The sequence below is a fragment of the Segetibacter koreensis DSM 18137 genome (assembly GCF_000374045.1).
GTDB classification, from domain to species: Bacteria; Bacteroidota; Bacteroidia; order Chitinophagales; family Chitinophagaceae; genus Segetibacter; species Segetibacter koreensis.
In genome coordinates this window covers 351,283-360,562 of sequence record NZ_KB893348.1, presented here as the reverse complement: position 1 = coordinate 360,562, position 9,280 = coordinate 351,283, and the positions used below count along the sequence as shown (strand labels likewise).

Genomic DNA, 9,280 nt, shown 5'->3' with positions numbered 1-9,280 from the left:
GCAAATATCCCTTTGCCATTGTTTTGAAGTATGTAGCCCTTGCAGGGATAACCATAGCTGAAAGGTTTTAACCGTACTCCTACAAATAGATCCATGTCTCCATCGCCGTCATAATCTGCTGCCGTTACACAACTNCTGCTTTCAAATATATANGATGGCAGTATCTGGGGTGACTTGCTGAAATTCCCCTTGCCATCGTTGATGTACAACCTGTCTATAAGTGCTGTTGAGTTGGGGGAAAACTCGTTGCCTCCACTGCATACATACAGGTCTTCATCCCCATCGCCGTCCGCATCAAAAAATAAGGCATCCGTATCTTCACTTTCCTTATCTTTNTCTAATAACCCCTGGTNGCTTCTCTTAAATCTTCCGGCTTTGGTTTGTATGTATAAGGCTCCCGNCTGGTCTTTGGCCCCGCACAGATAAAGGTCTTCCAATCCGTCTTTGTTTACATCACCTTTGGCTATTCGCGGGCCTTCGGTTGACATCATCTGGAAAATAAGCTTGTCCCTGTCAAAGTCTGCAAAATCATTTTCCTTATGCTGAAAATCTATTCCGTAATTGTCTTTGCTCTCAGTAAAAAGCGTGTTGGTGGCGGATGGCTGNCCGTTANCGGGTTTAGGAACAATAGCTTCACTTTGCCTGACTGTTATCTGTTGATNGGGTCGTACATCTCTTAGTATGTTTTCTTTTCCGCCGGGCCACTGCACTACNACNGAGTCTATTGTATTTGTTTTGCCAAGGCCAAAATTTAGCCGGTTGTCTACCGTTGACTCAAAACCCCGCATTGGCATCTGTTCCTGGTAGGCTATTGTATGGTTGTAGTGTACCGTTACTTTGGCGCCTGTTCCAAACCTGTTTTTGCCTTCTCCCTGAAGGCTTACTTTTAAAAACTTATTCTCAGGATGCTGTTGTATGCTCTCATTGCGGTAAATGAAGCAGGGCATATTTACATTGTTTACCACAAGATCAAGGTCTCCATCGTTGTCTAAATCTCCGTAAGCTGAACCATTGCTGAACCCCGGTTCACCTAAACCCCATTCCTGCGCTTTATTGCTGAAAGTTAAATCACCATTGTTACTAAAAGCATAGTTCGATATCGCATGTGACGGAATAAGATCAACAAGCTTTTTAATTATATTTTTTTCTTTATTAATAATTTGCTTCCTGATATTTTCACTTTCACCCGCTGCATATTGAATATAATCCTGGTCGGTTATATCTTTATAAATACCATTAGCTACGAAAATGTCTTTCAAGCCATCATTATTCAGATCAGTAATTAACGCTCCCCAACTCCAATCTGTAGCGGAAACATTGGCAAACCTGCTAATCTCACTAAAATAAACCTCATCGAAGGTTTTATTAATCCTTACAGGTCCCGAATTTAATTGCAAGGAATTTCTTACAAATTGTTTGTAGTACCCATTGTTGGTATCAGCCTTGTACTTATCCCAATTTTCGAAATTGGTCTTAGTTTTAATTCTGCTCTCTTCTTCAGGAAACATATCAGTAACATAAATATCAGAAAATCCATCATTATTTATGTCAGCAATATCAGCCCCCATCGAGTTCATACTAATTTCACGAACATATTTCTCAAGACACTCTTTAAATGTTCCATTATGCTGATTGACATATAAATAATCTTTTTCAAAAAAATCATTAGAAACATAAATATCTTCCCATCCATCTTTGTTAACGTCGGAGATGGTAACACCCAATCCAAACCCTATTTTACTGCTATAAATACCAGCTATCTGCGTAACATCGGAAAATCGTTTTCCATCATTTCTGTATAATTTATTTCCTCCAAGTGTATCTGCTATCTTACGTTGGTCTTTGATCAAATCATAGTTGCCTACAGAGCGAAAAGAGTTATTAAGCAGATAACAATCTAAATCTCCATCATTATCATAATCAAAAAAAACGGCATGGGTCGACAAACCGCGATTATCGAGTCCATATTCTTTAGCCTTTTCACTAAAAGTCACTTCACCGCTGCCCTCTCTTTTATCAGAAGTCCCATTATTAATAAAAAGTTCATTACTTCGATTTTTACCCTTCAGATCACCTGATTTGCAAACATAAATGTCAAGAAATCCATCTCCGTTTACATCTGCCATTGTTACACCTGTCGACCACACACCATCTGATACAAGACCCGCTTTTTCTGTTATATCCTGGAAATGGAAATTCCCTTTGTTCAGGTACAACCGGTTTGATTGCTGGTTGCTGCAAAAAAAGATGTCAGGAAGCCCATCATTATTTATGTCACCGATGGCGACACCCCCACCGTTAAAAAAATTTCTAAAAGTATATGGATTGAAATCTTCAGTATAATGTATAGTATTTGAAAACGGAACGCCTGTTTCGTTTGAGGAAAGTTGCGTAAAAAGTTTATTTACCGAAGAGGTTTTGCCCTTGCTACATGAAATACATAAAAGAGCTATTAGAAAAGACCATCCTAATTGTTTATATACTTTACAATGAAACAATAAAAGAACACACCTATATTTTTTAAAACTACTATTTCCCATGAATCATTTGCCTCAGAATAAAAGTGCCCAAATTTAAATTCACCAAACCATTATTGCAATTGCTATTACCTAAAACCCGACAACATAAAAGTTATATTGTAAGTATAATATTGAGTGAAATTAAGTGAAATTAAACTTTTTAAACTTCCGGCAAAGCATATGTAAAAGGAAAGCAGGCGAAGGTATCCGCCTGCTTTCCTTTACAATAAATAAAAAGTTCAAGTCAAAACTTATTAATACCCAGGGTTCTGTTTAAGATTAGGATTAGAATTGATTTGAGCTTCAGGAATTGGTAGGATGTTAACATGTTTATCTGCATCGGCAGGATGAAACCTGAATGAACTGTTATAGTTGTCAAAACGAATCATATCCTGTCTTCTGTATGCCTCATCAAACATTTCCCTTCCCCGCTCAGCCAGAAAACTTTTATCATCCATAGTTGCAAATGGGGCTACGCCACCATGTTGGGTTCTGATTTGATTTACCAATGCTAAGGCTATCGGATGATTCCAGTTATTATTTTTTCTTGCAACAGCTTCTGCCTTGACTAATAAAAAGTCAGCATACCTGAAAATAGCAAAATCGTTGCTCATATTGTCCGTCATTCCGTTATAAAATTCCCATTTACCAATTCTTGCACCAGATTGCCTCCAGGCTCCGGGCTGTAACTCGTTAATATAAGGAGTAAACGTAAGCTGGGGACCATCGGGATCAGTAGCATCGACGGCGCCATCCATTAATCTTTTTCCAGTCGCATCGTATTGTGGCCCAACTAAAAAGTTTGACAGCCTTTTATCCAAAGTTCCGGTAGTTGGCGTTCCCTTAGGATCAAGGCCTACTACAGATCCCTGGGGACCAGGATTCTGAGTGGGATCTATATAAGATTGATAGAATTCCTGGACACTTGCAAAGCCGTTCCAAGGTTGAGCAGTAACATTATATGTTCTTTGACTTTCCTGATGCAATGTTTGCATATCTAAATTAAACCCTTTTGCATGTACCTGATCATACGGTATTGCCCAGATGAACTCGCTTGCTCCAGTATTTTCTTTTACGAAATTGTCTTTGTAGTTAGCAGTTAGTGAATATTTTCCAGAATTTATAATTGTATCACAAGCACTGATTGCCTTATCCCACTGTGCGGTTCCGGTATAAATTCCCGCATTTAAATATAGTTTAGCTAAGGCCGCATAACCGGTATAATAATTTACCCGACCGTATGTAGCCTGGTCATTTGGACCACTTTTAGGAAGTTGGGACACATTGTCGAGAATCTCCTTTTCAATAAAATCATATATCTGTTGTCTCGTACTATTTGGAGGAGGTGTTGTGTTTTTAAAATCTATACTTAAAGGCACGTTTCCGTAGGTATCGAGCAACCAATAATAATATATGGCACGTAAAACTTTCAGTTCAGCAATGTATGCCTTTGATTGATCTGTTCCTACAGGTTCTAAAGTTGATATCAGCCTGTTACAGGTACTTATTCCCGCATAAAGATTATTCCATGCTCCGTTTATTTCAGAGTCTGTTGGTTTATAAGTATGAAGTTTTAACCTTACCCAATGTCCGCCGTCTCCCCAGTCTGCACCACGAGTCGGTACAACAATTTCGTCAGAAGTAACTTCATTGACGTTAACAAACGAACCTCTATATCCATATAAGTTAGTATAAGCAGCGCCAACAGCGGAAAGAAATTCTCTGTCTGTTTTAAAAAACTGATCGGTTGTCACCTGGTCATATAGCACATCCGTTTCATCGAGCTTAGTACAAGAAGCTACCATGAAGAAACTCATTGCTGAAAATATTGTTTTAGATACAAGTCTCATATAGAAAGTATAAATTAAATTTATTTGATAAATAACTAAAAGCCAACATTAACTCCGAAAGTAAAAGAGCGTGTTCTAACCCATGTCTCTCTTCTGTCTACGCCAGGAGCCAATACATTAGGAGGGTTTGTAGATTGGTCAGCGTATCTTACTTCAGGATCGACACCGGTGTAGTTTGTAATAATAAACAGGTTCTGTCCATTAATATATGCCCTTAAACTTCTCACCAGACCTGTTTTGGGTAAGGGGAAGTTATAGCCTAACGTAGCATTATCCAGCTTTACAAAAGTTCCTTTCTCTACAAACAGGCTGCTAAACTTCTGTCCATCCTTTACATTTGGATTATAGTATTTTGTTGTGACGGCATTGTATGCAGACACAACAGTTGCATTCTCGTAAAATCCTCTGTACGTGTTAATAAGATCATGACCTACAGAACCGCGGAAGAAGAAGTTCAAATCAAAATTCTTGTAGCTGAATGTATTTGTCCATCCAAATTCAAACTTTGGTAAACCTTTTCCAATTAATGTTCTATAAGCATTCTCATCTGTAGTATCTCCTCCTTTGCCATTATCAAATAAATATTTGCCATTTTTATCTAAACCTTTATACACGGGCCCCCAGAAAAGACCGATATCCTGACCTGCATATGCGCGCGTTATTTGGGTAGCTTCCTGCCCTGGAGTTCCCAGGTTTGTCTCACCAATATAAGAGCCCGGTGCAATATCAGCGCTTAGCTTGCTTAACTTCGTATGGTTGGTAGAAAAATTAGCGCCTGTCTTCCATGTAAAGTTTCCTTTAGGCAAAACATCATAATTTAATGCTAACTCAAATCCTGTGCTCGATAACGTTCCCACATTCTTCCATGTACGGTTAGCGAGGTTTGGCGGAACCGGAACGGTTACATTAAATATAAGGTCTGAAGTAGTTCTGCTGTAGTAGTCTGCTGTACCGGACAGTTTATTATTGAACATGGTAAAATCGAGTCCGGCGTCAAATTCCGCTTTTCTCTCCCATTTCAGGTCCGGATTTGCATTTCTGTTAGGAGCATAAGGTGCAAGCCAGGTACCGCCTGCAAAAAATTCTGTGCCTTGTGTTGCGGTAAAAGTTGATAGCGATAAATAAGAACTTGGGGGTAACGAACCTGTAATACCATAACTTGCTCTTAACTTAAGATTGTCAACTTTAGGTATAACAGCAAGTTTACTAATATCTAAACCGGCACTTACTGCTGGAAACATACCCCATTTATTATTAACTCCAAATTGAGTTGAGCCTTCTCTTCTTAAAGTAGCAGATAAAAAAGCAAAATTATTATAGTTAAGATTCAACCTTCCAAAAAAGGCAGCTAACCGGCTTCCATTTTTATAACTTGTTATATTGGCAAGACCAGCACCAAGGTCAAGAGCTGTACCGAGATTATCAGCCGTTAAATCAGTAACAAAATTACCAGCACCAATACTTGTTCCCTGACTTAAAAAACTTTGATAAGAATAACCAGCTAGTGCGGTAACATTGAGCTTATTAAATTTAGTATCATAAGTAAGGGTGTTCTCGTATAACTGGTTAGAGTTTTCATCATCCGCTTTATAAGCGTAACCATTACGGGCAAAACCACTTACTCCTAAAAAGTTTCTTGAATGAAAGGAAGTACGCGGAAGAAACGCAGTTCTGAAATTACTAAACGATTGTTGTGCATATCTTACCAAAAACTTCAAACCTGGAACAATTTCATATTCTGCAGAACCTTGAACATTAATTCTTTTAGCAGTATAATCGTTTGTGTTTTGCTCCAATACAGCAACCGGATTAGCATAATCAACAAAATTACTTTCAAAGTAACCACCTTTTACACCTGCAAAGTTTACAGAATCCGGGGCAACATGCACAGGAGCTGTGGGGTTAAATATTGTAGCATATTTAAAAGCTTCAGAAAAACCCTGGTGGGCTTCCCTTCTGCCCGTTGTAACATTCAGATTAAAAACCAATTTGTTTTGCAAAGCCCTCTGAGTAAGGTTTAACCGGGCATTTATTTGCCTGAAACCTGTTTTTATAGCTACACCCTGGTTGTCACGATAGTTAACGGAAGCATTATAGGTAGTACCGTTAGAACCGCCTGAAAATGAAAGATTATGGGTATGAGAAATCGCAGTACGACTTATTTCCTTATTCCAGTCAGTGTTTGAGCCCAGATTTGGTCCACCTGCTGCAATATATTGAGAAGCATTCATGTGAGCTGTAAATTTTGAAGGATCTTCAGCAGTTACAGAACCGTTATAAGAAACCCTGGGAGGACCTGAAGTGCCTTTCTTGGTAGTTACGATAAGTACACCGGCTGAGCCGCGGGTTCCATAAATAGCGGCGGCAGAGGCATCTTTCAAAACATCGATACTGGCAATGTCATTAGGATCAATACTGTTTAGGTCTGCTCCAACCTGGCCATCAACAACAACCAAAGGCTGAGAGTTTGCACCAAAACTGGAAAGACCTCTTAGACGAATAGAAAAACCGCTGTTGGGGTCGCCTCCGGGTCTTGAGATAGAAAGGCCTGCAACTTTACCTTGCAGTAATTGGGCTACGTCTGTTACATTTCCTTTATTAAATTGCTCCGCACTTACACTTGTAACCGCACTGGTTACCTCTCTTTTTCTTTGAGTGCCGTAACCGACCACTACCACATCGGTAAGCTGGCTCGTACTTGGGGTCATTCGTACATCAAGAGTGGTTTTATCACCGATTGAAATTTCCTGAGTAGCAAAGCCAACCGAAGAAAATACAAGGGTATTAACCTTTTGAGGTAAAGAAATAGAATAACTTCCATTATTATCTGTTGTTCCACCCACGTTTGCGTTCTTTGCGCGGATGCTGACACCCGAGAGTGTAGCACCTGTAGCATCAGTAACCTTTCCTGATATCCTTTTATTTTGGGCAAAAATAGATGAGAGGCTGAAAAACAGGCAAAACACGGAGATACAAAATACACGAAGTATAAATGCAATCTTCATATAGCAGTTCATTTTAGAGTTTTAAGAATAGATTACCGCATGTTAAAAAACGGTTAACAAATATTAAATGTATTATTGACATAATAAAATCTATTTAACAACTTTTTTAAAAAATCCGGTTTTGCATTCTTTTTATCAATAAAATTGGATTTGCCTTGTTGCTAAAAATTCTTCAATCTGACATTGCTAACATATTTCCAAAGGTTTAAGTGAGCTAGCGTTAATAACAATTTAACACAATATAGAAAAAAATAATAATAGAAATTACCCTTATTTAGATTCTGGCCTCGTATTTGATTCCAAAAGATTCAAATAAAATATACCTTATGAAACAGAAATTAATGATGGCTATGTTTGTATTAGCTGCATTTGCAGTTAATGCACAAACGGGAACTCACAAGACTAAGAAAACGACCACACACAAAAGCACGACTACACAATCTGGTAACAGTGGACAAATGAGTAGCAGCACAGATTCAACCGGAAGCAGCAGCAGTACTGGTAGTGGCACAACTGGAACAGATAGCACTAGTACCAGCACTACCGATAGCACTCAGCACTAATACTATAGTTTATTCTTTAGAAAATGTGGTTGAAGGTAATAGTTAAAAAAAAGAGGTTGCTTTTGAAAAGCAACCTCTTTTTTTTTATCTCCAACTAACAGTGTACGTACTTTTGTGTGCTAAGCCGTAAATTTTACAATACTTACATCATGTGGAGTGATTTTCTTCAGCAGCTAAAGCAACTACCTCCTGCAGGATGGAATGTTTTACTGGCATTAGTAGCTGTTTTAACGGGTTTTATATTTAAGGGTGTCGCCACCTTAATTCTTCATTTGTATTCAAAAACAAACCTGAATTACTCCGTTTTCCGTTCAATACTCGGGAGGCTGAACAAACCTCTCACCTTCTTTTTGCCCTTGATAACGTTAAACCTTGTGCTTCCGTTAATGGAGCTGAACAAAACCCAGTTTAATATTATTAACAAAATCACCGGCATTTTATTAATCGTTTCTTTTTCGATGGTACTTGTAGCTGTCGTAAAAATTTTCGAAGATTTTTTATATCATATCTACGACTTAAATAAATCTGATAATCTGCGTGAAAGAAAAATTCGAACCCAGATACAGTTTATAAGAAAACTGATTATTAGCCTGATAATAGTTTTAGCAATTGGAGCGGTATTATTAAGTTTCAGCAGTTTAAGAAAAATTGGTACAGGATTGCTTACAGGTGTAGGTATCAGTGGTATTATTGTAGGTTTAGCTGCACAAAGATCTCTCGGTAATCTTCTTGCCGGTCTTCAGATAGCTTTTACACAGCCCATACGTCTCGATGATGTGTTGGTGGTAGAAGGCGAGTACGGCAGGGTGGAAGAGATAACCATGACTTATGTTGTTCTGAGTGTGTGGGACCAGCGAAGGCTTATTCTCCCCATTAATTACTTTATAGAAAAACCTTTTCAAAACTGGACCCGTAACACGGCAGAAATATTAGGAACTGTTTTTCTTTACCTTGATTATTCCGCTCCTTTTGATGAAATAAAAAAAGAGTTTAACCGGCTGCTCGAACATACAGATTTGTGGGATAAAAGAGTAAGTGGGATGCAAATCACAAACAGCACAGAAAGTACAGTAGAAATAAGATTTCTTATAAGTGCAGCAAATTCTGGTAAAGCATTTGACTTAAGGTGTTACATCAGGGAAAATATAATAACTTTTATTCAAAAAAATTATCCGGATGCTTTGCCTGCACACAGGGCAATAATCAGCTATAAAGATAATTTGGCCGATGCAAAAGCAGAAAAACTTCCTGAACGTCTGGTTAGTAGCAACAATCAATAGCAAACCGCTGCCATCATATTTTTTTAAAAGATATAATTTTCTTTAACAGAATAAGTAACAAGA

At 38.3% G+C, this 9,280-nt stretch carries 5 protein-coding genes; 2 read left to right on the top strand and 3 right to left on the bottom strand.

What is annotated here, in order from left to right:
- From B154_RS29320 to B154_RS0120935, 3 genes are all read right to left on the bottom strand, one after another.
- Positions 1–2,540 (bottom strand): VCBS repeat-containing protein (locus B154_RS29320; protein ID WP_018616326.1); only part of this gene is annotated, 2,540 nt, incomplete at its 3' end.
- 233 nt (positions 2,541–2,773) lie between these two features.
- Positions 2,774–4,369 (bottom strand): RagB/SusD family nutrient uptake outer membrane protein, encoded by a 1,596-nt coding sequence (locus B154_RS0120940; RefSeq protein WP_033412103.1) that lies wholly within the window; start codon positions 4,367–4,369, stop codon positions 2,774–2,776.
- 35 nt (positions 4,370–4,404) lie between these two features.
- On the bottom strand, positions 4,405–7,374 hold the full coding sequence (locus B154_RS0120935; RefSeq protein WP_018616324.1) for a SusC/RagA family TonB-linked outer membrane protein: 2,970 nt from the start codon (positions 7,372–7,374) through the stop codon (positions 4,405–4,407).
- A 326-nt stretch (positions 7,375–7,700) separates the two neighbouring features.
- On the opposite strand from B154_RS0120935, the gene B154_RS0120930 reads away from it, so the two are divergent.
- Both B154_RS0120930 and B154_RS0120925 read left to right on the top strand, forming a co-directional pair.
- Complete coding sequence (locus B154_RS0120930; protein WP_018616323.1) at positions 7,701–7,937, top strand: hypothetical protein; 237 nt, start codon at positions 7,701–7,703, stop codon at positions 7,935–7,937.
- 149 nt (positions 7,938–8,086) lie between these two features.
- A complete protein-coding gene (locus B154_RS0120925) occupies positions 8,087–9,217 on the top strand; it encodes a mechanosensitive ion channel family protein (RefSeq protein ID WP_018616322.1) in 1,131 nt (376 codons plus the stop codon).
- Positions 9,218–9,280: the final 63 nt, after the last annotated feature.